Origin of the sequence: Thermodesulfatator autotrophicus (assembly GCF_001642325.1) — a bacterium.
GTDB classification, from domain to species: Bacteria; Desulfobacterota; Thermodesulfobacteria; order Thermodesulfobacteriales; family Thermodesulfatatoraceae; genus Thermodesulfatator; species Thermodesulfatator autotrophicus.
Genome location: NZ_LSFI01000028.1, coordinates 1 through 26,561, shown reverse-complemented (window position 1 = coordinate 26,561; position 26,561 = coordinate 1). Strand labels below are relative to the sequence as shown.

24 protein-coding genes and 1 tRNA gene are annotated in these 26,561 nt (G+C 44.7%); 2 read left to right on the top strand and 23 right to left on the bottom strand.

Annotated elements, in window-relative coordinates; genetic code table 11:
* Window positions 1-32 precede the first annotated feature (32 nt).
* The 4 genes from carB to TH606_RS06665 are packed head-to-tail and all read right to left on the bottom strand — an operon-like array spanning window position 33 to window position 8,071.
* Complete coding sequence (gene carB / locus TH606_RS06680; protein WP_068542225.1) at window positions 33-3,296, bottom strand: carbamoyl-phosphate synthase large subunit; 3,264 nt, start codon at window positions 3,294-3,296, stop codon at window positions 33-35.
* Between the two features lie 8 nt (window positions 3,297-3,304).
* Window positions 3,305-5,191: a SurA N-terminal domain-containing protein gene (locus TH606_RS06675; protein WP_068542223.1), complete on the bottom strand. Its 1,887-nt coding sequence runs from the start codon at window positions 5,189-5,191 to the stop codon at window positions 3,305-3,307.
* A gap of 47 nt (window positions 5,192-5,238) precedes the next feature.
* Window positions 5,239-6,195 carry a glycoside hydrolase family 3 N-terminal domain-containing protein gene (locus TH606_RS06670; RefSeq protein WP_068542221.1) on the bottom strand — a complete coding sequence of 319 codons (957 nt, stop codon included), beginning with the start codon at window positions 6,193-6,195 and terminating at the stop codon, window positions 5,239-5,241.
* Window positions 6,179-8,071, bottom strand: a complete 1,893-nt coding sequence (locus TH606_RS06665) for a hybrid sensor histidine kinase/response regulator (RefSeq protein ID WP_068542219.1) — start codon at window positions 8,069-8,071, stop codon at window positions 6,179-6,181. Before TH606_RS06665 ends, TH606_RS06670 begins: the two co-directional genes overlap by 17 nt.
* Before the next feature lie 340 nt (window positions 8,072-8,411).
* On the opposite strand from TH606_RS06665, the gene TH606_RS06660 reads away from it, so the two are divergent.
* Window positions 8,412-9,146 (top strand): lysophospholipid acyltransferase family protein, encoded by a 735-nt coding sequence (locus TH606_RS06660; protein ID WP_068542217.1) that lies wholly within the window; start codon window positions 8,412-8,414, stop codon window positions 9,144-9,146.
* Here TH606_RS06660 and TH606_RS06655 read toward each other — a convergent pair.
* From TH606_RS06655 to TH606_RS06630, 6 genes are read right to left on the bottom strand one after another with little or no spacing between them, the layout of a single operon-like run.
* Complete coding sequence (locus tag TH606_RS06655) at window positions 9,132-10,034, bottom strand: D-alanine--D-alanine ligase family protein (protein ID WP_068542215.1); 903 nt, start codon at window positions 10,032-10,034, stop codon at window positions 9,132-9,134. The two genes, TH606_RS06660 and TH606_RS06655, sit on opposite strands and share 15 nt — an antisense overlap.
* Window positions 10,027-10,605, bottom strand: coding sequence for an HD domain-containing protein (locus TH606_RS06650; RefSeq protein ID WP_068542213.1), 579 nt, complete (start codon window positions 10,603-10,605; stop codon window positions 10,027-10,029). Before TH606_RS06650 ends, TH606_RS06655 begins: the two co-directional genes overlap by 8 nt.
* Window positions 10,592-11,572: a 2-hydroxyacid dehydrogenase gene (locus TH606_RS06645; protein WP_068542211.1), complete on the bottom strand. Its 981-nt coding sequence runs from the start codon at window positions 11,570-11,572 to the stop codon at window positions 10,592-10,594. The genes TH606_RS06650 and TH606_RS06645 overlap by 14 nt, the downstream gene beginning before the upstream one ends.
* Window positions 11,572-12,249 (bottom strand): 2-C-methyl-D-erythritol 4-phosphate cytidylyltransferase, encoded by a 678-nt coding sequence (ispD, locus tag TH606_RS06640; RefSeq protein WP_068542209.1) that lies wholly within the window; start codon window positions 12,247-12,249, stop codon window positions 11,572-11,574. The genes TH606_RS06645 and ispD overlap by 1 nt, the downstream gene beginning before the upstream one ends.
* Entirely contained in the window at window positions 12,188-12,886 is a 699-nt protein-coding gene (locus tag TH606_RS06635) for an endonuclease V (RefSeq protein WP_068542207.1), read from the bottom strand. The genes ispD and TH606_RS06635 overlap by 62 nt, the downstream gene beginning before the upstream one ends.
* The gene (locus tag TH606_RS06630) at window positions 12,862-14,277 is read right to left on the bottom strand and encodes a UDP-N-acetylmuramate--L-alanine ligase (RefSeq protein WP_068542205.1); all 1,416 of its coding nucleotides are present in this window, start codon (window positions 14,275-14,277) and stop codon (window positions 12,862-12,864) included. Before TH606_RS06630 ends, TH606_RS06635 begins: the two co-directional genes overlap by 25 nt.
* A 124-nt stretch (window positions 14,278-14,401) precedes the next feature.
* On the opposite strand from TH606_RS06630, the gene TH606_RS06625 reads away from it, so the two are divergent.
* Window positions 14,402-15,013, top strand: a complete 612-nt coding sequence (locus TH606_RS06625; protein WP_068542203.1) for a flavodoxin family protein — start codon at window positions 14,402-14,404, stop codon at window positions 15,011-15,013.
* Here TH606_RS06625 and TH606_RS06620 read toward each other — a convergent pair.
* From TH606_RS06620 to TH606_RS06560, 13 genes are all read right to left on the bottom strand, one after another.
* Entirely contained in the window at window positions 15,010-15,483 is a 474-nt protein-coding gene (locus tag TH606_RS06620) for a chemotaxis protein CheX (protein WP_068542201.1), read from the bottom strand. The two genes, TH606_RS06625 and TH606_RS06620, sit on opposite strands and share 4 nt — an antisense overlap.
* Before the next feature lie 96 nt (window positions 15,484-15,579).
* Entirely contained in the window at window positions 15,580-17,709 is a 2,130-nt protein-coding gene (locus TH606_RS06615; RefSeq protein WP_068542199.1) for a polyribonucleotide nucleotidyltransferase, read from the bottom strand.
* 83 nt (window positions 17,710-17,792) lie between these two features.
* A complete protein-coding gene (gene rpsO / locus TH606_RS06610) occupies window positions 17,793-18,062 on the bottom strand; it encodes a 30S ribosomal protein S15 (protein WP_068542197.1) in 270 nt (89 codons plus the stop codon).
* Window positions 18,063-18,175: 113 nt separating this feature from the next.
* The gene (locus TH606_RS06605; protein WP_197460520.1) at window positions 18,176-18,661 is read right to left on the bottom strand and encodes a hypothetical protein; all 486 of its coding nucleotides are present in this window, start codon (window positions 18,659-18,661) and stop codon (window positions 18,176-18,178) included.
* A gap of 185 nt (window positions 18,662-18,846) precedes the next feature.
* A complete protein-coding gene (gene truB / locus TH606_RS06600; RefSeq protein ID WP_068542196.1) occupies window positions 18,847-19,782 on the bottom strand; it encodes a tRNA pseudouridine(55) synthase TruB in 936 nt (311 codons plus the stop codon).
* Window positions 19,779-20,750 (bottom strand): DHH family phosphoesterase, encoded by a 972-nt coding sequence (locus tag TH606_RS06595; RefSeq protein ID WP_157627880.1) that lies wholly within the window; start codon window positions 20,748-20,750, stop codon window positions 19,779-19,781. Before TH606_RS06595 ends, truB begins: the two co-directional genes overlap by 4 nt.
* Window positions 20,725-21,072, bottom strand: coding sequence for a 30S ribosome-binding factor RbfA (gene rbfA / locus TH606_RS06590; RefSeq protein WP_068542192.1), 348 nt, complete (start codon window positions 21,070-21,072; stop codon window positions 20,725-20,727). Before rbfA ends, TH606_RS06595 begins: the two co-directional genes overlap by 26 nt.
* A 2-nt stretch (window positions 21,073-21,074) precedes the next feature.
* Window positions 21,075-21,365 carry a DUF503 domain-containing protein gene (locus tag TH606_RS06585; RefSeq protein ID WP_068542190.1) on the bottom strand — a complete coding sequence of 97 codons (291 nt, stop codon included), beginning with the start codon at window positions 21,363-21,365 and terminating at the stop codon, window positions 21,075-21,077.
* A gap of 6 nt (window positions 21,366-21,371) precedes the next feature.
* Window positions 21,372-24,131 carry a translation initiation factor IF-2 gene (gene infB, locus TH606_RS06580; protein WP_068542188.1) on the bottom strand — a complete coding sequence of 920 codons (2,760 nt, stop codon included), beginning with the start codon at window positions 24,129-24,131 and terminating at the stop codon, window positions 21,372-21,374.
* Entirely contained in the window at window positions 24,124-24,429 is a 306-nt protein-coding gene (locus TH606_RS06575) for a YlxR family protein (RefSeq protein ID WP_068542186.1), read from the bottom strand. The genes infB and TH606_RS06575 overlap by 8 nt, the downstream gene beginning before the upstream one ends.
* Window positions 24,430-24,431: 2 nt before the next feature.
* Window positions 24,432-25,733, bottom strand: a complete 1,302-nt coding sequence (gene nusA / locus TH606_RS06570; RefSeq protein WP_068542250.1) for a transcription termination factor NusA — start codon at window positions 25,731-25,733, stop codon at window positions 24,432-24,434.
* Between the two features lie 13 nt (window positions 25,734-25,746).
* Window positions 25,747-26,214, bottom strand: coding sequence for a ribosome maturation factor RimP (locus tag TH606_RS06565; RefSeq protein WP_068542248.1), 468 nt, complete (start codon window positions 26,212-26,214; stop codon window positions 25,747-25,749).
* Window positions 26,215-26,297: 83 nt separating this feature from the next.
* A tRNA-Gly gene (locus TH606_RS06560) sits at window positions 26,298-26,373 on the bottom strand.
* Window positions 26,374-26,561 lie beyond the last annotated feature (188 nt).

Genomic DNA, 26,561 nt, shown 5'->3' with positions numbered 1-26,561 from the left:
TGAATGCCAAGGAAGCTTTTTCATAAAGTTATTTATAGCTGCTTTCTGGCGTAAAAACATTCTGGCAGATGGCGATAATAGTCTTGCAAGGCCCTTACTTCAAGCCTGGTTTCTTTTAGTCGTTTGATAGCCTCAACCATAGCCCTGGCACAGGAAAGGGTGGTGGCATAAGGCACGTCAAGCTCCATGGCATAACGCCTGATAAGATAGGCATCTTCCCTGCTTTCCTTGCCCTCAGCCGTGTTAATAACCAGGGCAAACTCGCCATTTTTTAGTTTATCAAGGGCATTGGGGCGGACTTTTTCAGATATTTTAGGAATTACTTCCACTTCAAGGCCTGCTTCTCGTAAAACCGCCGCTGTCCCCCTGGTGGCTACAATTTTAAACCCTAGCTCAGCTAAACCCTTAGCAATAGGCACCACCAGCGGCTGGTCAGGGTCTTTCACCGAAATGAAAACCGTGCCTTCAAGGGGAAGGTTCATGCCCGCGGCCAGCTGAGCCTTAGCGTAAGCCATGCCAAAATCAAAGTCTATCCCCATAACTTCACCGGTGGACTTCATCTCCGGCCCAAGCATGACGTCTACTCCCGGAAAACGCCTGAAGGGAAAGACCGCTTCTTTGACTGAGATGTGTTTGGGTTCAATTTCTTTGGTAAAGCCAATTTCTTTTAAGGTTTTCCCCATCATAACCCAGGTGGCAAGACGCGCCAGAGGCACCCCTATGGCCTTGGAAACAAAAGGAATAGTCCGCGAGGCACGCGGGTTTACTTCAAGCACGAATAATTCGTTGTCTTTTATGGCAAACTGAATATTCATAAGGCCAATGACATTTAGCTCCTTGGCCAGAGCCTTGGTGGCGGCTTTAATCTCTTCAATCATCTTTTGCGGAATGGAAATAGGTGGAAGCACACAGGCCGAATCTCCAGAGTGAATGCCAGCCTCTTCAATATGCTCCATAATACCGCCTACCACCGTAATTTCTCCGTCAGAAATGGCGTCAACATCTACCTCAACGGCATGTTCCAAAAATTTGTCTATAAGCACAGGGTGTTCTGGATTTACTTTAGCCGCCGTGGCCATGTAATTCTTAAGGCTTTCTTCGTCCCAGACGATTTGCATGGCCCGGCCACCAAGCACATAAGAGGGCCTTACCAGCACGGGATAGCCGATTTTTCTGGCAATCTCAATGGCTTCTTCCACGGTAAAAGCCGTGCCAGCAGGCGGCTTTTTAAGGCCGAGTTTATCCAGTAAAGCGGTAAACCGCTCGCGGTCTTCCGCTCGGTCAATGCTATCCGGGGAAGTTCCAAGAATTTCTACACCGGCTTTAGCTAGGGGGACGGCTAGATTAAGAGGTGTTTGCCCGCCAAACTGGACGATTACGCCCTCAGGTTTCTCCTGTTCGTAAATATGAAGCACATCTTCAAAAGTAAGGGGTTCAAAGTAAAGACGATCAGAAGTATCGTAGTCTGTGGAAACAGTCTCAGGGTTTGAGTTTACCATGATGGACTCAATACCAAGCTCGCGCAGGCCAAAAGAAGCATGCACACAGCAGTAGTCAAACTCAATACCCTGGCCAATGCGGTTAGGGCCACCACCAAGAATCATCACTTTGCGCTTTTTAGAAACGCGGGCTTCGTTTTCTATCTCGTAGCTTGAGTAATAGTAAGGTGTATAGGCCTCAAACTCAGCGGCGCAGGTATCAACCAGTTTATAAACCGGCCTTATGCCGGCCTCTTTACGGCGTCTAGCTATTTCTTCTTCTGTTTTTCCAGTAAGGAAGGCAATCTGCTTGTCTGAAAAGCCAAAACGCTTTATCTCAAATAGCTTTTCTGGCTCAAAAAGGCCTTCGCCTGCTTCTTTTATCTCGTCTTCCTTTGCAATTATGGCACGCATCTGCTCAAGGAACCACGGGTCAATGTGGGTGAGTTCATAAATCTCCTGGGTGGAAAAGCCGGCCTTGTAAGCCTCTCTAATGTAGAAAATACGCTCACTATTGGGAATTCTCAATTTTTCAACGATGACCTTGCGAGGCACTGTTTCACCACGGTCAGAAGGGGACTTACCGTCAGCCCCCAGGCCTGCCCGGCCGATTTCAAGGCCGCGGATAGCCTTTTGCAACGCTTCCTTAAAAGTGCGGCCAATGGCCATGGTTTCACCCACGGATTTCATAGAAGTGGTAAGCTCGTCAGGAGTTTCGGGAAATTTCTCAAAAGTAAAGCGCGGAAACTTAACCACTACATAGTCAATAGTGGGCTCAAAAGAAGCCATGGTCTCACGGGTTATGTCATTTGGGATTTCATCAAGGGTATAACCAATGGCCAGTTTGGCAGCTATCTTGGCGATGGGAAAGCCCGTGGCCTTACTGGCAAGGGCCGAAGAACGAGAAACTCTTGGATTCATTTCAATGACAACCATGTCTCCGTTCTTCGGGTTTATGGCAAACTGGACGTTTGAGCCGCCGGTCTCAACGCCAATTTCACGCATAATGGCAATAGCGGCGTTTCGCATCCGCTGATATTCTCGGTCGGTAAGGGTTTGCGAAGGAGCCACCGTTATGGAGTCTCCGGTATGCACTCCCATGGGATCAAAGTTTTCAATAGTGCAGATAATAACCACATTGTCGTTTTTATCCCGCATGACTTCAAGCTCAAATTCTTTCCAGCCAAGGACGCTTTCTTCAATCATCACCTGATGAATGAGAGAAAGCTCAAGGCCGCGGGTGGCAATTTCTTCAAGCTCTTCCCGGTTGTAGGCCACCCCACCTCCAGTGCCACCCAGGGTAAAGGCCGGCCTGACAATAACGGGATAGCCTATTTTTTCAGCGGCCCGTAAAGCGTCTTTAACAGTGGTCACAATTTCACTGCGCGGCACCTTAAGGCCGATGTTTTTCATGGCCTCGCGGAAGGCCTCGCGGTCTTCCGCCTTGCGGATAACTTCAGCAGAAGCGGCAATCATCTCCACGCCGTACTTTTCAAGCACACCGCGGCGGGCAACCTCAAAGGCGGTGTTAAGAGCGGTTTGCCCGCCAAGGGTAGGCAGAAGGGCGTGAGGCCGCTCTTCTTTTATGATTTCAGCCACCACCTCCGGGGTTATGGGTTCAACATAGGTGCGGTGGGCGGTTTCAGGGTCAGTCATAATGGTGGCCGGGTTTGAGTTAACGAGAACTATTTCATAGCCTTCTTCTTTTAAAGCTTTGCAGGCCTGAGTGCCTGAATAGTCAAACTCGCAGGCCTGGCCAATCACTATCGGGCCTGAGCCTATTATCAAAATCTTCTTTATGTCTTCCCGTTTGGGCATAAAACCTCCTAAATTTTGGGAAGTTCGTGATAGAGCTTTATCTCTGCTTTTTCTCGCAGATTTTTATACCAGTCATTAAAGGCCTCTTCCCGTTTCTTTCTGGTAAGTAAGTCTTTAAGAAGTTTCTGTTCTTCTTCAAATTTTTTCATATCCGCAGGCTTTGTTTCCAAAAGCTTGACCAGATAAATGGCCTCATCTGTAAGGACTGGCGTATCAAGCCACTCTCCTGGATTAGCCAGGGCCTTTGCCTCTCTTAAGACTTCTTGAGGAAGGCCTGAAACTTCAATGTCTTTCCTGGCAAAGAAATCACTTTCTTTAAAGGTTAAGCCATATTTTTTGAAAACTTTCCGATAATCTTCTTTTCTGGCTTCTTCTAAAATACGCCTGGCCTTTTCTGCACATAGCTCCAGGGCTTTCTGATGTCTTAAGTCCTTAATCACCCGGTCTTTAACTTCTTCTAAAGAAGGGATACGTGGTGGCTCTTTTTTGGCCAGCTTAAAGATTAAAATACCACCAGGCACTTCCATAATAGAGCCAAGTTCCCCTTCCTGGAGTTTAAGGGCTGCTGAGATAACCTCAGGCGTAATATGTTTATCCGCCGGAGGTGAGTCAGGGCTAAAAAGAGGGGTTGTAACCAGTTTTTTGTTTTCCTTTTTAGCCCAGGGTTCAAGCCCACCTACTAAAACGATTTCATCATAAAGCTTTTCCGCCTTATCCCAGGCAAAGGATTTTAACCTTTCTTCAAGAAGTTTTTTTCTAATCTCTTTTTTGACTTCCTCAAACGGCTTAGTTTGGGCAGGCTTAATCTTTTCTACAAGAAAAATATGATAACCCATAGGAGTTCTTAAGGGGCCTATTATTTCACCTTCTTTAGCCGTAAAAATTATTTCCCTTAAATTTGGAAAAATTTCATCAGGGGTAACCCAGCCCAGTTCACCGCCTTTATCTTTAGTATGAGGATCATCAGAATATTTAGCCGCTACTTTAGAAAAGTCTTTAGGTGATTTAATCTTTTCTCTAATTTCTTGAGCACGCTTTAAAAAGTCTTCTTCACTTTCTTCTTTCTTTTTAGTAATAAAAATATGCTTAAGTTTTCTCTTTTCAGGCACAGTGTATTCTTTTTTGTGAGCTTCGTAGTAACTCTTCAGTTCTTCATCTGTAATTTTTATTTCTTTTTTTAGACTTTCGTAAGGCAGAAAATAATAAGTAAGGGCTATTTTCAATTTTGTTTTATATTTTTCTTTATTTGCTTTATAATATTTTTGTATTTCTTGATCGTTAAGTTTTACTTCCTTTTCACATATAGATACTGGCAATTTAGCCCAAAGTATTTTTAGTTTTTCGTTTTCAAAGGAATACCATTCTCTTGCTTCTTCTGTCGTAGCCATAATGGGAGTAAGTAAGAGATTTTTAATTTTAGCTTCTATAAACTCGGCTTTAATTAATTCTTCAAATTCCTGAGGAGAAAGACGAAGTTCACGAAGAATTAATTGATACTTCTTGGGATCAAAGCGGCCGTTTGTTTGAAAAGAAGGAATTTGCGAAATAGCAAGCTGTAGCTCTTTAGTAGTTACGATAATATTCATTTCCTCAGCCACCTGGAGCATTAGCTTGCGGCGCACTAAATCCTCAAAAACCTGAGCTGGTAGTTCCAACCTCCGCAAAAGCTCGTCGTTTAAGTTAGGCCCAAAAAGGCTTCGCAACTGATTAAGACGCTGGTTATAAAGGGTTTGAAATTCAGTGAAGGTTATGGGTTGCCCATTAACTTCGGCAAGGATGTTTTTCTGCCCGGTGCGAAAAGTCCCCACTCCCCAGAAAATAAAAACAATGATAATGGCGCCTAAAATAATCTTCACCAGCCATGAACCCGCACGCTGCCTAAGAAAATCAAGCATAATTTCCTCCCCAAACTTTCAGCTTAAAAGGCTTTAACATTTAACTTTTAACTAGGCAAGAAGGAGTTTAAAACCTTATCTTGTCGTTTGAGGGATTCTCTCACCAATTGCCTCAGTGAAAAGCTAGATTCGACTTCTTTGATAAAGGCCTCAACTACAGAGACTGTTTGCCAGAAGTTCTGGCATAAAAGTAGTAAATCATGGCCTGTAAGAAAAGCTCTGAGAACCCTTTCTTCCATAGAAAATATGGCCGCCCCTTCCATATAAAGGTCATCAGTGAGGATAAGCCCCGAAAAGTTTAAGTCCTTACGGAGCATCTTTACCATTCTTGAAGAAAAAGTAGCTGGTTTCTCATCAATGGTTTTAACCACCAAATGGGTAGTCATAATAGCTGGCACACCTGTTTCAACGGCTTTTATAAAGGGATAGAGGTCGTCTCTGGTAACCTTTTCTTTTTCAGGGAGGGCGTGGTGAGGATCAAGAGCTACTCCTCCCAAACCGGGGAAATGTTTGGCACAACAAAGAAGGCCCTGTTCTAAAAAAGTCTTAATGTAAACTGATCCAAGTTCTGCTACTACCGAACTTTCTTTGCCAAAAGAACGCTCTCTAATGAAAGACGGGGCTTTATCATCAGCCAGGTCAAGCACTGGTGCCAGATTAAAATTAAAACCGAATTCTTTAAGACTTTGGGCACAAATTTGAGCGGCATTTTTTACCTCTTCGGCAGGGTCTTTTTTTTGGGCCAGTGAATACGGAGAAGGAAGTGGAGGGAAAAGCGGAGGAGAAAGCCTGACCACTGGTCCCCCTTCTTGGTCTATAGCCTTTAAGACCGAACCGACTTTATCAAGGCTGTAAAAAAGGTCTTTTATTTGCTCTAAAGAAAGAAAATTGCGCTTGAAAAAAATAAAATGAATAAGCCCTAAAGCTTTAATGGCTTCAATCTCTTCAGCACTAAGAGTTTCCCCATCAAGACCAACCAGAAAAAGTTTACTTATCTTTAACATTTTTAGCAGAGTTAGATGGCAAGATTTTTTCAATCACCGCAAAAAGCTCGTTAAAAGTAAAAGGTTTTTTGAGGAAAGCGTCAAAATCTTTGATTTTTTGGGATTCAAGGGAATAGCCTGTCATAAGAATTGTTTTTATATGGGGAGTATAGGACTTAAGAAAAGGAAGAACCTTTTTGGCCCCCATACCCCCAGGTATAGTTAGATCAAGAATGGCTAAATCAAAATTTCCGACCTTGGCTTTTTTTATAAGCTCCTGGGCGTCTTTAGCTGTTTCCACCTGAAAACCACTTATTTCTAAAAATTCTTTCAGGGTTTCCCTTATGACTTCTTCGTCATCAAATATGAGTACCCGGCCTTTGCCTTTAAAAATCTCTTTCTGAATTAAAGTACGAGAAAAGGGCTTTTCTTGCTTGGAGGCTGGAAGATAAATTTTAAAAGTGGCCCCTTTTCCTTCTTGGGAAAATACCTCTATATGACCACCGTGTTTTTTAATAATGGAATGACAAATAGCCAGCCCCAGGCCGCTTCCATTTTTTTTAGTGGTAAAATAAGGGTCAAAAATTTTGGGGAGAACTTTTTCAGGAATACCAATGCCTTCGTCTCGAAAAGTTATCTCCACATAATCTCCAGGTTTCAAAAAACCTCTAGGCTCTTTGCTCTCTAAATTTCGGGCTTTAACCCAAAGGCGCCCCCCTGAAGGCATGGCTTGTTTGGCATTTATAACGATGTTGCTCACCACCTGGCCAAACTGTACCGTATCAATATCTACCAGATACAAGTCGTCAGGGATAGAAAGTTCCCAGCTGACATTTGAACCACGCAAGCAAAAAGAAACTGTATCTTCAAGCATTTCTTTAAGGGAAGATACCCTTTTTATAGGGGAACCACCTTCTGCAAAGTTTAAAAGTTGCTTGGTAAGCCCTTGGGCTCTAAAACATACATTTTCCATTTGTTTAAAAAGCTTTTCTTCTTTCTCAGTAAGATGCTTTTTTAGACGCAAGCGCAAAAGGGAGATGTTACCTATAATAGCCGTTAAAATGTTATTAAAATCATGGGCAATACCTCCAGCCAGAAGAGAAATTGATTCCAGTTTGGATATTCTCAGAATTTCCTGCTGAGCTCGTTTCTGCTGGGTAATATCCATAAGAAGATGGAGGGCATAAAAACTTCCGTTAGGATAAAGCAAAGGAGTGGACACCACGTAGTACCATTTATTTTCTTCAGGGATATGGATATCTTTTTTTACTGAACGCCCTTCCCTTACCTCTTTAAGACTACACCAGGGGCAGGGCTCCTCTCGGCCAAAAATTTTTTTATAACACAACTCACCTCTAACTGAACCCAGCTGTTTTTCTAATTTTTTATTCACAAAAGCCAGGTGATAATCAGGGGTAACAGTATAAATAAGCCCGTCAAAAGAGTGCAATATGGCCCTATATTCGCTTAAAGTTTCTGCCAGGTGACGGGAATAATTTTTGATTTTGGTAAGGTCAATAGCGGTGGCTATACAAAAAATTTGCTCATCTTTTTTAAAAGTGACCACGGAGACTTCAAACCACTTTTCCTCTCCTTTGGGAGTTAGAATCTTTAATTCGTAAGAAGGAGGAGCTTTTTTTCCAGAAAGCCTCGCCAAAATTCTTTCTTTAACTGTTTCCTGGTAATCTGGATGGACTATTTCCCAGACCTTTTTATTCTTAAGTTCAGAAAAATTCCAGCCAGTTATTCTTTCAAAGGCAGGATTTACATAAATGAAGTTCTCTCGATAAATATAAACTCCCACGGGAGTTGACTCTAAAAGGAGATAGAATAGTTCAGAGGCAATATTAGGGTCAAACAGTTGAGAAATTGTTTTTGAGCTTTTAAAATCGGCCATTATCTTAAAACTATACTCTTAATTTTATTCTTTTGGTAGAAACTTTATCTGGAAAATTAATTGTTCTGTTCAGACAGCGAGATAAAATTTTTTGCTGATTGCTTCGCTCTGCTCGCAATGACATTGTAGGGGGCCACATGGCGGGATATTGGCTCGCAATGACACAGTCGAAAAAGGTTTCAATGATAACTCATTTTGTCACTGCGAGGAGGCCGTTAGGCCGACGAAGCAGTCCTAGAGATTGCTTCGCTCCGCTCGCAATGACAGTGAAAGGGCTTGCAATAACAAAAATTATCATCTGTTTGTATTTCCATTAAAACTCATTCTTTAGAGGTGCATAATGAAAGCCTTAAAAAGCTTTGAAATACTTTTAAGAAATCTGTTTTTCTATTTGTATCTTTTAATAACGGTTCCTACCCTGGGAACGGTAATAATCATTCTTTCTATTACCCCTTGGGAACGTGTAATACCCAAAATTCAGCATTTCTGGCTGAGTAATATGGTGCGTATTGCTGGCGTAAAATTAGAAGTAAGGGGCCTTGAACACATAAAGCGGGAACAAAACTACATTTTTGCGGCTAATCACCAGAGCCAGTTTGATATTCCAGTAATTGGCACGGTTCTTCCTCATCGAATATCCTGGCTGGCCAAAAAAAGCCTCTTTAAAATTCCCTTTTTTGGCTGGGGGCTTTTAGCTGCGGGATGTGTGCCTATTGACCGGGAAAACCCCCGCAAGGGCTTGGAAAGTCTAATGAAAGCTATAGAAAAAACCAAGAAAGGCTTTTCCGTACTAATCTTTCCCGAAGGGACAAGGAGCCCTGATGGCAAGCTCCAAGAATTTAAAGTGGGAGGCTTTATCCTTGCTATAAAAAGCGGGCTTTCCCTGGTGCCTATTGCCGTGTGCGGCACGCGCCATGTTATGCCCAAAGGAAAACTTTACGTTAAGCCGGGCCTTGTAAGGGTAAAAATATTTCCACCCATCCCTACCCAGGGCCTTACCTTGAGAGACAAGCACAAACTAGCAGAACTGGTCAAACTGCGCCTTGAAGATGGCTTAAAATCAGGCTGTCGCTAAGACTAAATCAAGGAGTTTTTGCACCAGGTCCTCAAAAGAATATCCAGCCACTTTAGCCGCCAGGGGCAGAAGGCTTGTTTCCGTCATACCTGGAATGGTATTGGTCTCAAGGATGTAGAGTTTATTTTCCAGCAGAATAAAATCTGTACGACTGTAATGTCTAAGCCTCAAGGCCTGGTGGGCTTGAAGGGCAGCTTTTTGGGCTTCTTTGGCCAGACTTTCAGGGATAGGGGCCGGACATAACTCCTGGGTAACCCCGGGCGTATATTTGGCCTCATAGTCAAAAAAAGCGTGCCCCTCTCCAGGGATAATTTCAACCACCGGTAAAGGCTCTTCCCCAAGAATACCAACGGTTAGCTCACGGCCTGCCAGGTATTCTTCAATAAGGACTCTATCTTCAATTTCAAAGGCCTCTTCCACAGCAAGAGCAAGTTCGTCAGGGCCTTTAACAAGGGAAATTCCCACGCTTGACCCCTGAGAAACCGGCTTCACCACTACCGGGAAAAAATCTATCTCGGGCAGGGTTTTCCCCTTCTCTAAAACCAGGCCTTTGGGTACTAAAAGGCCCGCCTGTTGATAGAGGATTTTACTAAGGGCCTTATCCATAGCCAGGGCACTTCCTAAAACCCCTGCCCCTTGATAAGGCAGGCCTAATGAATCAAGGAAACCTTGAATGGTTCCATCTTCGCCCCCTGGCCCGTGTAGCACCAAAAAAGCAACGTCATAATTTTGGGCTTCCCGGGCAAGGAGCGGAAGGTCTGTAGCTGGATCAAAACGTTTGAATTGATGCCCCAGGCTCTTCAAGGCCTTTTCCACCGCCTGACCACCCTTTAAGGAAACTTCTCTTTCAGCAGATTTTCCACCACAAAGAAGGGCTACTTTAAGCATTGTTTAATTCCTCTAATTTTGCTGGATTAAACGGCAATTTTTTAAAAAGCCTTCTTTCAAGAAGTTTGCACAGTGATTCCATGTGTTCAATTCGTATCAAAGAAGAAACTGTTTTACCGTAACGGATCTTTAAATCCCTAAAACGTTCTTTTAGAGAAACTATTCTGGTGTGTTTTACTCTTTTGTCTGCATAAAAAACTACTTCTTCTTCACGGATGGGTTCCCCTGGGGGGCCGGGTTTAAGAAAAATATGTTGACCAACAATTCTTGCTACTTCTGGATAACCTAATTCTAAAAGGAGCTTTTCCGCTGTAAGGGCGTGATTTTCTCCTGTTTTCAACGAAATATGTTTAGTAACGTCATGAAGTAGTGCTCCAGCCTCAACAAGAGGTAAATCAAGGTTTTCTCCCACTTTGTTAAGCTCCCTGGCCAAATAAACAGCCACTTTGGTAACCACTTCACAGTGTTTGACGATATGGGGAGGCACCTGATTTTCTTTTAAAATTTCATAACATCTTTCACGAGAGGGAACCCGTATAGCCTTTATTTTGGTAATCTCACCAGATCTCATTCTTCAATTTTCCCCGAGGATTTTTCTGCCATTCTAAAATATTTCTTACCGTAGTTTCTTCTATGTTTTTTACGGCTTCACGCGTTAGAAAAGCCTGATGTCCGGTTAATACCACATTAGCTAAACCCAGTAACTGGGCAAGATAAGGGTCTTTTATACCTTCTTTTTGGTGGTCTTTAAAAAATAGGCCCCGCTCGTATTCATACACATCAAGAGCCGCTCCACCAAGCTGGCCAGACTTTAAGGCCTCAAGTAAAGCCTTTGTATCAACCAGCCCACCACGAGCCGTATTAACTAAAACAGCCCCGGGTTTCATACGCTTAAAAGTCTCCTCATTAAACATGTGAAAATTTTCCCGAGTAAGAGGACAGTGAAGAGAGATAATATCTGCCTGGGCAACAAGAGTATCCAGATCAACGTTTTCTACTATTTCTGGCTGGATATATGGGTCGTAGCCTAAAACTTTACACCCAAAGGCTTTTAAACGAGTAGCCACCAGACGGCCAATCTTTCCGAGCCCGATTACCCCGGCAACTTTGCCGTTTAAGTCAAATCCCATGAGGCCGTCAAGGTCAAAATCTCCAAGACGCACTTTATCGTGGGCCCGGTGAAGACGACGAATAAGGGCAAGAAGAATAGCAAGGGTATGGTCTGCAATAGCGTGGGGAGAATAAGCTGGCACGTTAACTACTTTTATGCCCAAACGTTTGGCAGCTTCAATATCCACATGGTCATAACCGGCGCTACGAAGTGCCAAAAGGCCTACTCCGTAAGAATGGAGAGCTTCAAGAACAGGACCATCAGCTTTATCTGAAACAAATAGACTTACCACCTGGGCGTCTTTTGCTTTTTCCACCGTAGTTTCGTCCAGGAAATCAGGGATTAATTCTACCTTCCATTTAGGGGGTAAAAGCGGCCTCAAATATTCTTCTTCATAAGGACGAATGCTAAAAAATATCACCTTCATCATGGCCTCCTGGCAGTGAGTAAACATTTAGCCAGTTCAAAATCTTCTTTAGTGGTTATCTTAAAGTTTAATGGCGTTGAAGGAACTACATAAACAGGGATTCCAGCAGCTTCCAAAAGGGAAGCTTCATCAGTAGCCAGCAGATTTTTCTCTTGAGCCGTGGCAAGAGCCTTTTGAAATAGGGAATAGCGAGCACCTTGGGGAGTGTGAGCTAGATAAATTCTTTCTCTGGGAAGAGTTTTTAGAACTCTTTGTTCTACTACCTCTTTTATCGTATCCCTGGCGGGTAAAGCGGCTAAAGCTGCCCCTTTTTTTCTAATTTTAGAGATAACCAGTCTTATTACCTCTGGCGAAGCAAAAGGGCGACAGGCATCATGGACTAAAACAATCTCTGTATCACCAGGAAGAGCGAAAAAGCCATTGGCTACTGAGGCTTGCCTGGTTTCGCCACCTGGAACTATTAAATAAGGCTTTCTAAATCTTTCTAAAAGCTTTTTAAGCCTTTCTTCCCAGGTGGCTAAAACAGGAATAACTATTAAGTCTATCTCTTTAAGATTTTCAAAAAGAGACAGGGTATAAGTAATAAGCGGTTTTCCGGCAATTTCTAAAAATTGCTTAGGGATTTTCTCCCCTACCCTGCTGCCTATGCCCCCAGCCGGGATAATCACAGCATTCACGGCGTAACCTCTGGGTTAATAAATGGGCCTTTCGCAACGGCTCTGGAATACGATAACCAGAAAGGCTGGCTTTGACCACCTTTAAAGCGCTATCAAGGTCAATTAAGTGCCCGGGAGATACATAAACTGGTTTGACTCCTTTTCTGGTTCGTAAAACCGCGCCTTTGATTTCTCCTTGAACAAAAATAGGTGAAAAAGCCCCAGGCTTATCTTCTGGCGGTTCAAATTGCCCTAATAAAGGCTTTTTAGCCACCCCAATAGTAGGTATTGAAAGCTCAAGCCCCAGGTGCGAAGCAAGGCCTAGCCCTCTGGGATGAAGAATACCTTGCCCATCAACCATCAAAACTTCGGGGATATTTTTTAACCTGACAAAGGCCTTTTTTAAAACAGGAGTCTCCCTAAAAGAGAGAAACCCCGGAATATAGGGAAAGGATACCTTCTCTACCGCAAAAACCTCTTCTAGCACTTTTCGAGTTTTTAGGTCATAGATCACTATGACCCCAAGGGCGGAAGAAGGCTCTGGATAGGAAACATCAGCTCCGCCCACTAAACGAGGGAAATGAGAAAGAGGAACAACTTTTACCTTTTTACTTAGCTCTTCCTGTAATTCTTTTAGCTTATCAAGTTTTTCAGACAAAACTTCACCAACTCTTCAGGAACATTGCCAAAAGAGGCGTTTGACATAAAAAGAACGACATCATCAGGACGAACTTCTTCTTTTAATACCTGCAAGAGCCCTGAATAATCACTACTAACAGAAACAGAAATTCCCAGATAAGATATCTCCTGAGCCAATTTTTTAAGGTCCAGGCGCTCTTCAGCAGGAACTTTTTCTAAATCAGCAGGAACCTTGAGATAAACTGCATCAGCCAACGAAAGGACCCTGGCATAATCTTTTTGAAAAATCTTGCGTCGGCTGGTATTGGTGCGTGGCTCAAAAACGGCTATTAACCTCCTTCCAGGCCAGGTCTCCTTAACGGCTTTTATGGTTACTTCCACCGCTGTGGGATGATGGGCAAAATCATCAATAATTGTTATTGGCTTTTCAAGCAAAATTTCCTGACGCCTTTTAGTTCCAGGGAAATCAGCAAAGGCCTTTTTTAGTTTTTCTGGCTTAAAGCCAAGCTTTAAAAGTAAGGCCCAAACTCCAAGGGCATTTAAAGCATTATGCTCACCAATTAAGGGGAGGAAAAATTCGTCTTCCAGCCCATGAAACGAAAAGGTTATTCTCTGGCCTGGAGGATTTTGTAAAGGCTCTCTTTTAATAAGCTTTAAATCGCCCTGTTCTCCATAAGATATTTTCTCCCCGGGATAAAACCTGGCAAGTTCTATAACTTCTTTCTCATCAGCCGCATAGCTCAAAAAACCTTTAGGGCAAATAAGTGAAATGAAATGCTTGAAAGTTTCTTTAAGGGCCGAAAAATCGGCATAAATATCGGCGTGGTCAAACTCAACGCTGGTTAAAATAGCTCCAAATGGGGCATAATGAACAAATTTTGGCCTTTTATCAAAAAAAGCGCTGTCGTATTCATCACCTTCAAGCACTATGAATTTCCCCTGCCCAAAACAAAAATTACGTAGATTGTCGCTCCTTAGCCCTCCGATGAAAAAAGTAGGGTCTTCTCCAAGCCTTTCCAGAACATAGGCCAGCAAGGCCGAAGTAGTGGTTTTGCCGTGTGTCCCCACCACTACCAGACTTTTTTTACAACCGATGAAAAAACCATAAAGAGCCTCTGGCAGGGAAAGATAGGGAATTTTATTTTCAAGAACAAATTTTACTTCAGGGTTATCAAAACGGGCCACATTACCCACCACCACCAAATCAGGAGAAAAAGCCCTTATATTTTCAGGATTGAAATTCGTAGAGTAAGAAATACCCAATTCGTCCAAGAGAATACTCATGGGGGGATAAATAGAGCCTTTTTCAGAACCAGAGACCTCCACCCCTGAAGCCTTAAAAAGGCCTGCCAGGGCCCCCATACCTACGCCACCAATACCTATTAGATAAACTTTTTTAGGAAAAATCATGCCTAAACTTTACGGGGACAGGCTAAGTTTTCAAGGGGTGAGGGACAGGCAAAGTTTATTTTATAGTTTTTATTTTTTAAAATTTGTTTTAAGTTAAAATATATAATTAAAGACGGAGGGAAAAATGAACATTTTAGCCTTTCAAGGAAGCCCGAGATTAGGTGGTAATACTGATTTATTGCTGGATTCATTTTTAAACGGAGCCAAAGAAGCCCAAGCCAGGGTAGAAAAAATAAATTTATATCGCGTTCAAATAGGCCCTTGTATTGAATGTGGCGAGTGTGATGAAACCGGTGAATGTGTAATCCCTGATGATATGAAAGAAATTTATCCCAAAATAGACGCGGCTGACGTTATTGTAGTGGCCTCACCTATCTTTTTCTACAATATTACTTCCCGCACCCAGGCCCTGGTAGAACGTAGCCAGGCCCGCTGGATATGTAAATACGTCCTCAAAAAAGAACCTCCTTATGGGCGAGAAAAGCATGGGATATTTCTTTCTCTTGGAGCTACCAAAGGGAAAAAGCTCTTTGAAGGCCCTCAGCGGGTTATCAGATATTTCTTTGACGCAGTTTATGCCCGTTATGAGGGAGGGCTTTTTTACCGCGGGATAGAAAAAAAGGGCGCCATAAAAGAACACCCTTCTGCCCTTGAAGAGGCTTACAAGCTGGGCAAAGTGGTAGGCCAGGGGGCCGCACCTGAGGCCTGGCCCCTGGTGCGAGACCCTTCGCCTTAAGTTTTATTCTTTTTATCAAGGCAAAGCTCTACCACCAGTTTGGTGCCGTCAATCTCAAAAGGCACGGCCATGCGCTGGCTGGCACAAAGGGGAGTTATGGAATGCCCTTTCCCAGTTACAATTACCGGCACCGCAGCCTGAAGAGAAATACCTTGTTCTTCAAAACGTCGCCTGAAAGCTCCACAAATCTGATTGGCAAGCTCACCTGCAGCATCACAAACTTCATCGTTTAAACTTTCAGGTTCGTTGCCAAAAAGAACAGCCAATATCTTAAAAAGGCACTCTTGAGAAAAAGTCACCGTGAGCATTCCCGTAAAACCAGAACCAGCCAGGCCGTTTACCGCCGATACATCTCCAAGGGCAGTGGGCTCTGTACGCACAAAGGCCTTACCCGGTTTAGGTTCAAGGCCGGTATAAGTCTTAATAACTTCATTTACCGAAGAAACCAGCGCTTCAAGCACCGTGGACATATTTCACTCCTTTACTAGTAAAGTCTTCTTCATTTATCGGTAGGGAATGATTTTTACTTGAAGGCTAAATTCAGGGGGCAAATGCCCCCTGAAAGTTTATTCCTGGTCTTTTTGAGTTTCTTCGGTGGGTTCTACTTCTTTAATAGACTCAGAGAGGGCGGCCTTACGGGAAAGTTTTATGCGGCCCATCTTGTCAATGTCAATAACTTTTACCAGGACCTCGTCACCTTCCCTAAGAATATCAGTGACATTTTTCACCCGACGGTTATCAAGTTGAGAGATGTGCACCAGGCCTTCAGTGCCGGGGAAAATCTCCACAAAAGCGCCAAAGTCCGCCACTCTGGTAACTTTCCCCAGGTAAAGCTTACCAACTTCAGCTTCCTGAGTCACCTCTTTGACCATCTTGGCCGCCTTTTCTGCTGCTTCAGACGAAGAAGAATAAATCCTTACCACGCCAGTTTTATCGTCAACGTCTATTTTCACATCTCCGCAGGCAGAAATTATGCCCTTTATAGTCTTTCCACCTGGGCCAATAAGGTCACGCACTTTTTCAGGATTTATGGTAACGGTGAGCACTTTAGGGGCATAAGCTGAAAGCTTTTCTCTAGGTTCAGGAAGCACTTCGCGCATTTTTTCAAGGATGAAAAAGCGGGCCTTTTTGGCCTGGGCCAGAGCCCGGCTCATTATCTCCTGGGTGATTCCGGTAATCTTTATGTCCATTTGAAGAGCGGTAACACCCTTTTCCGTGCCAGCCACTTTGAAGTCCATATCACCCATGCGATCTTCGTCTCCCAGAATATCCGTGAGAATAACTACCTGGTCTTCTTCTTTGATAAGGCCCATGGCAATGCCAGCCACCATGGCCTTGATAGGCACACCAGCATCCATGAGAGAAAGGGTTGCTCCACAGACTGTAGCCATGGAAGAAGAACCATTTGACTCAAGCACATCAGACACCACCCTTATGGTGTAGGGAAATTCGTCTTCGCTCGGTATCACCGGCGTAAGTGCCCGTTCAGCCAGCATGCCGTGGCCAATTTCCCGCCGCGAAGGCCCTCTAAGAGACTTAACCTCACCCACACAATAAGGGGGAAAGTTATAGTGGAGGATAAAGTGTTTGAAGACTTCTTCGCCTGGCATGTCAATGCGCTGTTCTTCTTCTGGACTACCAAGGGTGGCTACGGTTAACACCTGGGTTTCTCCCCGGGTAAAAATCACCGAACCGTGGGTGCGGGGAAGCACCGAGACCTCTGCCCAGATGGGACGAATGTCCTCTGGGCCGCGGCCATCTATGCGACGGCCTTCTTTTATTAGCATGGCCCGTAGAAGCTCCTTCTCAAACTCTTCAAAGTATTCCCTTACCTCGGCTTCTCGGCCAACAGCCTCATCGCCAAGGGCCTCAAGGACTTTTTTGAAGACCTCTTTACGTTTTTTATTGCGTTCTACCTTGGGCGCAGTGGTAATAACAGTTTTTAGGCCTTCTTTTGCCAGCTCACGCACTTTCTTTTTGAGTTCTTCGTCAACTGGAGGCTCTTGAAAAGTCAATTTGGGTTTTCCAGCCTTTTCCTTAAGCTCACGCTGAAGGGCAAGAAGCGGCTTAATTTGCTCGTGGGCAAAAAAGATGGCTTCCTGGACGATTTCCTCAGGCACTTCATTGGCCATGCCTTCCACCATAACAATGGCCTCTTCACTGCCCACTACCACCAGGTTCATCTCACTCTGTTTTAGCAGGGAAGAAGACGGATTTATGACAAACTCGCCGTTTATGCGCCCTACCCTTACCGCGGCAATAGGGCCAGCAAAAGGAATATGAGAGACCTCAAGGGCGGCTGAAGCCGCGGTAATGGCCACTACATCCGGGTCAACTTCTGGGTCAAGGGAAAGGACGGTGGCCATAACCTGGGTCTCGTAACACCAACCCTTCGGGAAAAGAGGCCTTATGGGCCTGTCAATCAAGCGGGCAGTGATGATTTCTTTTTCGCTACCTTTGCCCACTTCGCGGCGGAAATAGCTCCCTGGAATACGACCGGCCGCGTAATACATCTCCTGGTATTCCACACTTAGCGGTAAAAAGTCAACGTCTCTTACTTCATCAGAAGCCACTACGGTAACTAGGACTACAGTATCACCATAGGTAGCCCAAATGGCCCCGTGGGCCTGTTTAGCTACCTTTCCGGTCTCAAGGGAAAACTTACGACCGGCAAACTCTCTTTCAACTCTATGCATATCTTCACCTCTTGTTATTTTTTGATTTGAATGAAATCAGGGATAGAAAATAAAAAAGGCGGACTTAAGTCCGCCTTTGGGATTTAAGCTCTAAGCCCTAATGCTTTAACAATATTACGGTAGCGCTCAAAGTCGGTCTTTTTAAGGTAATTAAGAAGACGACGGCGTTGCCCAACAAGCTTTAAAAGCCCCCTTCTAGAATGATGGTCTTTCTTGTGAACCTTGAAGTGGTTTTCCAAATGTTTGATACGAGCTGTAAGCAAAGCAATCTGTACTTCAGGGCTACCAGTGTCATTGGGGTGTCTCGCAAACTTCTCAATGATTTCTTTTTTTACCTCTGCATCAAATGCCATTTTTAAATTCCTCCCTTTAATATAAATTTAAGCCCAGGAGGGGATTTCCCACCTCCTGCGCATAGGCGCTAATAACTTAACCTATACTCTTAAATTGCGCTAGCCAATTTTGACTAAAGAAGACGATAATAGCGTAATATTTCTGCTAAACGAGAATCTTCCCTGGCAAGCTCCCTGAGGGCGTCTATCAGGTCTTTAAGTTTTCCTTCTCTTTCAAGTTGCTCTATTGTCTCTTCTTTGGCTCGCTTAATTATGGTCCGCCTATCCCAATAGGCAAAACCTATAACCACCGCCACCAGCGTGGTAAAAATAGCCGTAAGAATCCAGAGAAAAGTCATCATTTGCTCAAAGCGTTTATCGACTTGCTCAAAGCGCTTATTTATATCCTCACGGAGTTCGGCAAAGCGTTTGTCTACCTGTTCAAAGCGCTTAGCAATTTGTTCAAAACGCTTATCAACCTGGTCCATAAAAACCTTGAGGGTCGTTTCCAGGCGAATAAGCCTTTCACGGTCTTCCTGGGTGAAACTATCCTGAGCTTTAACCAGCTGAACTGATAAAAGCCAGCTTAATAAAACCAACAGAAAGACCTTTTTATGCATGGTAAACTCCTTAGTTCTACTAAGACTAATTTTGCCTTAAAAAAAGTTTTTTTACAAATTTTAAGCCAGCATGTGGTAGAAAGAATATCTCCAAAACCGTTTTGCTGAAATTTGCTACGCTTCACTCACAATGACTGCCTTACGGAAAGGATGAAAGCCATTCCCGATAAAAATGGCCCTATCAATTAAACTTTATTAAAAACCCTTACCATCTTGGCTTGGCCAGAGGCATTTAAATCTTTGGGATATTCCACCACTGCTACCAATTCCCCTTCAGAGGTAAGCAGACGCAGCCATGGAACCCTAGGCTTTTGGGAAACTTTTTGCAGGCGTATCATATTGGCCAGAGAGGCCAAGGTAAGAGGTCTCCCCTGGCGAATCTTTTTGGCCAGTTCTTCGCCAACAGTAATAGATGGAATAAAAGAAAGGGCTTCTTCTGAAGGAATTATGTATTCTTCAATAGAGCCTTCTTTGATTTTTTCTTCAAGCTCTTTCAAGGTAAGGGCCTGCTCAAGGACAAAGGGCCCTTTTTTGAGCCTTCTTAACTTTGTAAGCACAGCCCCACAACCGAGTTTTTGCCCTACCTCATGTACCAGAGAACGAAGATAAGTCCCCTTGCTACAATAAACCCGAAAGTGTACATAGGGAGGCTCATACTTTAAGGCCTCAAAAGCAAGTATTTCCACTCTTTTAGGGGGTTTTTCTATTTTCAAACCTTCACGGGCGTACTTATAAAGAGGCCTTCCGTGGAGTTTAGCTGCTGAAAAAGCAGGTGGTGCCTGAGCCAAAACGCCTACAAATTCATCAAAAACTCGCTGTAGGTCTTCAATGGTTAGGTCTGCGGGTACTTCGTGACGGGCTACTACTTCACCAGTAGCGTCGTAAGTATCAGTCTCCAGGCCAAGTTCCATGAGGCCTTCGTATTCTTTGTCCCCTTCCAGGATAAACTGGGCAATTTTAGTACCTCTGCCGAGGCAAACAGGCAACACCCCGGTGGCAAAAGGATCAAGGGTTCCTCCGTGACCGGCTTTACGCACCCTAAGTTTTTTCTTCACCTGTTCCACCGCTTTGGTGGAACTCATACCCTCTGGTTTATCAATTACCAACACACCGTCTTTCATGAAAAGAGGGCCTCCAGTTTTCTAGTTAGTTGTTGCTGTATCTCGCTAATGTCTCCCTTCGTGCGAAAACCTGCGGCAAAACGATGACCACCTCCTCCAAAATGAGCGGCAAGCTCAGCTACGTTTACGTGGCCTCTGCTTCGCAGACTAACGGTAACTTCCCCGGGCTTATACTCTTTAATGAGCGCACTTACTTCTACTCCCCGAATGGTCCTGAACATGGTGGCAAAGTCGTCAGAGTCAGCTTTTCCCGCCTCACAGGAAAGGTAATCATCACTTGAAAGATAAGAAATAGCCACTTTCCCAGACGCCTTTAATTCCAGACGCGAGAGGGCCTTTTTCAAAAGGCAAAAGCGGGACAGAGGAAAATTCTCCGTAAGCCTCTGGGCTACCTCCGAAGGGTTTACCCCGGATTCTATTAATTTTTGGGCCATGGAAAATGTCTCTGCCGTAGTCTGCTGGTAGCGAAAACCACCGGTATCAGAAAATATAGCCACATAAAGGTTAGTGGCTATCTCTTTGGTTAAGGAAATACCCATCTGGCCAAGAAGTTTGAAAACTATAGCGGCAGTGGCAAAGGTTATCTCCACGTAGCGTGTGGTGCCAAGGGTGCCGCTTACTTCGTGGTGGTCAAGCACTATTACCTGAGAAAGGCCTTGGACCCAGGGGCCGGCTTTATCTCCCAGGCGGCTTGCGGCTCCGCAATCAAGCACAATAGCCGTCCAGTTGCCTCCTTCTGGTAGTTCATATCGTATAAGCTCTTTCCCCGGAAGCCAGTCCAGAAAATCAGGGATCTGGTCAGAAAGATAAGGCCACACGATTTTGCCTTGGGCTTTTAAAGCTAGAGTGAGAGCGAGTAGAGAGCCGATTCCATCGCCATCAGGGTTAACATGGGTGGCCAGAAAAAAGTTATCTTTTTCAGCTAAAAGCCGGGCTATTTCTTTAAGACTCATGACGAATGCGGGCAAAAAGTTCTTCCAGACGATCTTCTTCGGTGCGTTTATCAGGGACAAACTCTATCTCTGGTACAAATTTGGTATAAAGGCGTTTAGCAATGAGGTGCCTGATGTAAGAAGATGCCCTTTCAAACCCCTGAGCTACTTTTTTCTCAGCCTCTTCGTTTCCGTGGACCTGATAATACACCTTGGCGTGTTTTAAGTCAGGCGAGACCTTTACCCGGGAAATGGTTATCATCTCCTGAAAAGCCGGGTCACTTATTTCTTCCCGAATAATCTGAGAAATCTCTTCCTGTATAAAATCCGCCATACGGCGGTCTCTATGTCCTTTCATGGCTACATGTTTATAATATCTATTTCTGCCTGGATAACTTCCAGTTCGTCAAACTCTTCAATGTAATCAATGACTTTGTCAAGAAGGCTGTTCACCAGGCGGCTATCAGGACCTACGGCAGAAATACCGATAACGGCCTTTTGCCATAGGTCCTGGTCGGCCACTTCTGAGATGGCCAGGTTTTTAAAACGGCCGTTCATACGCTGAATAAGCTTCTTAACTACCTGGCGCTTCCCTTTTAAAGAACGCGTCTCGGGAATATGCAAAGAAACCTTAACCACACCTACTACCATAACCCTTTAAAGCTCTCTTTTAATTTCCACTAATTCAAAGGCTTCAATAAGGTCACCTACTTTTATGTCGTTAAAGTTCTCAAGCCCAACACCGCATTCATAGCCTGCCACTACTTCTTTTACGTCTTCCTTAAAGCGCTTAAGAGAGGCTATCTTTCCAGTATAAATCACCACGTTATCGCGAAGAAGGCGCACTTTGGCTCCCCTTTCAAGTTTACCTTCTTTAACGTAGCAGCCGGCTACGGTTCCAACTTTAGGCACCTTGAAGGTGGCTCTCACTTCAGCCACACCCATAATGCGCTCTTCTATCTCTGGCTCAAGGAGACCACTCATGGCCTTCTTCACGTCTTCAATAAGCTTGTAAATAACATCGTAGAAACGGATTTCTACCTTTTCTTCTTCAGCTAGGCGCTTGGCCTGAGAGGTAGGCCGCACGTTAAAGCCAATGACAATGGCGTTTGAAGCCGAGGCCAGCATAATATCACTTTCAGTGATAGCCCCGATGCCTGAACGGATAATGTTCACCCGCACTTCATCGGTAGCAAGCTTCTGTAAAGAATCCTGAAGGGCCTCAAGGGTTCCCTGCACGTCGGCCTTAAGCACCACTTTAAGCTCTTTGACTTCACCTTCCTTGAGTTTTTCAAAGAGTTTATCAAGAGATATTTTAGTTTCCTTAGCGGCTTCAGCTTCCCGCTGTTTGCGAGCCCGGTACTCAGCCACCTTACGGGCCTTTTGCTCGTCAGGCATAACGATAAAGTCGTCTCCCGCCTGAGGCACTTCGTGGAAACCGAGAATCTCCACCGGTGTAGCCGGGCCAGCCTTCTTTAAGCGACGGCCGCGTTCGTCAAGCATAGCCCTTACCCGGCCGTAGGTAATGCCTGCCACAAAGGGATCACCTTCTTTCAAGGTGCCTTCCTGGATAATAACCGTGGCTACCGGGCCGCGGCCTTTATCCAGACGAGACTCAACAATACGGCCCCTGGCTGGGCGATCAGGTGCCGCCTTAAGCTCAAGCATTTCTGCCTGGAGAAGAATAAGCTCAAGCAGGTCATCAATACCTATCTTCTTTTTGGCAGAAATCTCCGCATAAAGGGTATCACCACCCCAGTCTTCAGGTACAAGACCTAGCTCAGCCAACTCACTTTTTACCCTTTCAGGGTTGGCCTCGGGCTTATCAATCTTGTTTATAGCCACCACAATAGGCACTCCTGCGGCTCGGGCATGGTCTATAGCCTCTTTAGTTTGGTCCATAACACCGTCATCAGCGGCCACTACCAGAACAACAATATCTGTGACCTGAGCACCGCGGGCCCGCATGTGAGTAAAGGCCTCGTGACCTGGAGTATCAATAAAAGTTATTTCCTGACCATCTTTAAGCTTTACCTTGTAAGCACCTATGTGCTGGGTAATACCTCCAGCCTCCTTTGAAACTACGTCGGTCTCCCTTATGGCGTCAAGCAAGGTAGTTTTACCATGGTCAACATGCCCCATCACCGTAACTACCGGTGGACGGGGTTTGAGTTCTTCTGGGGAAGGAGGAGTGTATTCAAGGAGTTGCTCTTCTTCAATAGCCGCCTGTTCAACCTCATAACCAAACTCTGCCGCCACAATAGCGGCTGTTTCAGGGTCAATGGACTGGTTAATGGTGACCATGGTGCCAAGTTCCATAAATTTTTTGATAATATCAGAGGCCTTGACTCCCATGGCCTTGGCCAGTTCCCCTACCTGAATAGACTCATAGACTTTGATTTTTTTCTCTTTAGGAGGAGCCGTAGGGGGCCTCTCTGGCTCTTTCTTGGCTTCTTTTTTGACGGCTTTCTCTTTTTCCGTAGCTCTAGCCAGCTCTTCTTCTTTGGCCAGCAACTCTTCCGTAGGAGCTTCAAGCTCACGCATTAATTCAAGCTCTTCAAGAATCTCTTCCCGCTCACTTTTAGGCCTGGCTCCCGCGGCTTTCTTTTTGGCCTTTTTGCGAAACTCGTCTATTTCAACTACCTGCTTCTTTCTCTTTTTCTTTTTCTTATCTGGCTCTTTCTGAGGCTCAGGAGGGGGAGCAGCTTCTTCCGATTTTTTAGGTCGGCGCTCAAAATCCGTAACCACCCGACGGCCCTTTTTGGGCTTGGCGGGCTTTTCAGGCTTGGTTTTGGCTTCGGGTTTTTCGGTCTTTTCACGCTTAGGTACAACAACTTCTCTTTTAATTACTCCTACCGTGCGGGCTACTACCCTGGGCCCTCTGGTTTTTGGCTTTTCTTCTAAAGTTTTTTCTTCGGGTTCTTTGGGGGGCAACTTTTCAGCAGAAACTTTTTCAGTAACAGGTTTTTCCTCTTTTTCCTCGGGTTTCTCTGGTTGAGCTTCTTTGGCCACAACCTCCTCAGGCTTTTCTGTAACAGAAGCTTCTTGAGGCTCCTCTGGCTTTTCAATCGCTTCTTTTTCAGGTTCTTTTTTTGGTTTTTTGATAACAAGTTTTATTTTCAGCTTCTTTTTAGGTTGTGTCTCTGCCCTTTCTTCAGCTTTTTCCACTTCCTCTTTGGGCTCTTCACGGTGGCGTCTTACCACTACCTTTTTGGGAGTGGCAGTTTCTTTTTGCTCTTCATGTTCAGCTCTATTCTTGAAAGAAGCAAGCTCCCTACGCACCTCCGCTGCTTCTTCTTCGCTCAGTGTACTTGAGTGGCTTTTAACGTCGTATCCCATCTTTCGGATACGCTCGGTCAAATCTTTGGCAGAGACACCCATCTCTCTTGCTAAATCATAAATTCTTACCTTACTCATGTTTTCTTGTTGCCCCCTTTAAAATTGCCAGTATTTCGTCAATGGTTTTAGGTGTTATATCTTTGGCTTTGCCCTTAAAAGCCCAACGCAGGCGCTTTTCACCGTGCCTGGTCAAAAGTTTGGCCACACAGGAATCGTCTGGACACAAGTATGCCCCGCGCCCGGGCTGTTTATATTCTTTATCAAGTACCACCCGGCCTTTTTCATCAAGGGCCAGGCGCAAAAGTTTGTGTTTAGCCGTCTTTTTTTTACAAATAATACAGGATCTTTGCGGAACATGCCGCCTTTTTTCTACCATACTTAGCTTTCTTTACTTAACTCTACTTCTTTTTCTGTCTCAGCCACTTCCGTTTGAGCCGTATCACCTTTTTCTTCTATATATTTTTGGGCCGCCTGAATTAAGGCCTGGGCCTCAGTATCTTTAATTTTAGCTATATCCCCTACTTCTTCTACTGAAGCCTTGGCCAGGTCTTCAACGGACTTTATTCCCTTATCATAAAGCTTGGCTGCTATTTCCTCTGTCATACCTTCAAGCTCAAGCATTTCCTGGAATTTAGGATCCTGGCGACGCATGTACTGAGTCTCACTCATAACGTCTATACGCCAGCCAAGAAGCTTTGAAGCCAGGCGCACATTTTGCCCCTGCTTACCAATGGCCAGGGAAAGCTGATCGTCAGGAACGATGACCTCAAGGGTCTTGTTGTCTTCGTCAACAATAACTCTTGTGCATTCAGCTGGAGCCAACGCATTATAGACCAGACGAGCAGGGTCAGGGCTCCAGGGCACAATGTCAATCTTTTCGCCTTTAAGCTCCTGGACTACGGCTTGAACCCTTGACCCTTTAAGCCCCACACAGGCGCCCACCGGATCCACGTCAGGATCAGTGGAGGTGACCGTCATTTTAGCCCGGCTCCCTGGTTCTCTCGCTACCGAAATAATCTTTACAATGCCTTCCTGGATTTCTGGCACTTCAAGTTCAAAAAGTTTTTTTAGAAAATCAGGGTGAGTGCGCGAAAGCACTATCTGAGGCTCACGTCCGGACTTATTCACCTCAATAATCAGGGCCCTTATGCGATCACCACGTTTATACTTTTCATTTGGGATTTGCTCGGTAACCGGTAAAATAGCTTCGGCTCGACCAAGCTGCACGATGATGTTGCCGCGGTCAAAACGATGCACAAAACCACTTACAATCTGGCCCACTTTATCTTTAAATTCCTGATAAATAAGCTCCCTTTCTGCCCCGCGGACTTTTTGGGTAAGGATTTGTTTAGCAAGCTGGGCGGCAATACGGCCCATATCTCTAATATCTACCACTGTGCCCACTTCATCTCCTACTTGGACATTAGGGTCAAGCTTGCGGGCCTCTTCAAGGGATATCTGGGTTTCTGGGTTTTCTACCTTTTCCACCACCTCACGGAAGCGATAGACCTCTATTTCGCCAGTTTCTTCGTTGTATTGGGCATCAATGATAGCCTGCGAGCCAAACTTTTTACGGGCCGCAGCTTTCATGCCCTCTTCCAGGGCCTCTATGATAACCTCCCGTGGAATACCCTTTTCTTTACTAAATAGATCTATGAGTTTTCTTATTTCTCCAGCCATTTTTCTCCCCTCATCAAACATCAAACTCGTATTTGATGTTCGCCTTTTTTATCTTCCCGTAGGGAAGGCGCCAGACCTTGCCGTCTATTTCTACCAGGACATCCTCTCCCTCATAGCCACGTAAAAGCCCGGTAAAATTTCTCCGTCCCTCAATAGGTTCGGACATCTGTATTTTCACCTTATCTCCTGCAAAACGGGAAAAATCTTCTTTCTTTTTAAGTGGCCTATCAACTCCTGGTGATGACACCTCAAGATGATAGGCGTGATGAATAAAGTCTTTGGCATCAAGCAAATCGCTAAGAACTTCACTTACTCGCACACAATCACCCACGTTTACACCGCCTGGGCGATCAATATATAATCTTAAAACCCAGCCCTGACGCTCGCGCTGGAATTCCACGTCCACCAGCTCTAGACCAAGGCTGATAATTACAGGTTCTGCCAATTCCCAGACTTTTTTGATAATTTCTTCTCTCTCCATATCTCCATAACAAAAAAGTGGGCACTTAGGGCCCACTTTTTTGAAGAAACCCCTTATTTTAAAACCCTCAAAGGGTTAACTTCTGGAGCGGGCAACGGGATTCGAACCCGCGACCCTCAGCTTGGGAAGCTGATGCTCTACCAACTGAGCTATACCCGCTCCGTTTGCGTAATTTAATATTAGAAAGGCAAGTACCAAGTGTCAAGGCCAAGCTTTTATTAAAGGGACAGGCAAACTTTTTAAGCCCCGCCAAGGTTTAGCCGATCAAAATTAGGGACAGGCAAAATTTTAGAAATTTTAGAATGGAGGTTTCGTCATGCCACGTATCCCTCGTTTCTTTATGAATG